The 647-nt window shown below is 64.1% G+C and carries 1 protein-coding gene; it reads right to left on the bottom strand.

Features of this window, described 5'->3' with window-relative positions; all coding sequences use genetic code 11:
- Positions 1-647 (bottom strand): molybdopterin cofactor-binding domain-containing protein (locus EN750_RS37810; RefSeq protein ID WP_145968359.1); only part of this gene is annotated, 647 nt, incomplete at both ends.

The following is a 647-nucleotide window of genomic DNA, read 5'->3' as shown; positions in this document are numbered from 1 at the left end:
CACCATCAGACAGCTCAATGTCGCCGGCCGAGGCTTCAAGCTCGTCGGCGGCGATGCGCTTGATCTTGTTGGCCAGATCCTCGCCCGCGCGGGAAGCCGATACACCCCCCAGCGGTATGGAGCGCGAGCCGCCGGTGCCGCCGCCGGCTTTCAATTCATCGGTATCGCCCTGGCGGACATGGATCTTGTCGATGTCGAGATTGAGCTTTTCCGACAGGAACTGGGCATAGGCGGTGGCGTGCCCCTGTCCGTTGGTCTGGGTGCCGATCTTCAGCGTCACCGTGCCATCGCCGTTGAGTTCGACGAAGGCCGGTTCGGAGCCCGGAAAGGCACAGGCCTCGATATAGGTCGCCATGCCGAGGCCGCGGATTTTTCCGCCGGCCTTCGATTGCGCCAGCCGCTCGGGAAACGCTTTCCATTCGGATTGCTCAATAGCGCGCTCCATATGGCCTTCGAATTCACCGGTGTCGTAGAGGCGGCCGGTTTGCGTCCGGTAGGGAAATTGCTCCGGCCGGATGAAGTTGCGGCGGCGTATCTCCTCGACAGGCAGGCCGAGATCGGGGGCGCAGGCATCGACCAGCTTTTCCAGCAGGAAGGCTGCTTCCGGCCGGCCGGGCCCGCGATAGGCATCGCACGGGCAGGGGTTG

This window comes from Mesorhizobium sp. M7A.F.Ca.ET.027.03.2.1, assembly GCF_003999175.1.
Classification (GTDB): Bacteria; Pseudomonadota; Alphaproteobacteria; order Rhizobiales; family Rhizobiaceae; genus Mesorhizobium.
This window is presented reverse-complemented; position numbering and strand designations above follow the sequence as displayed.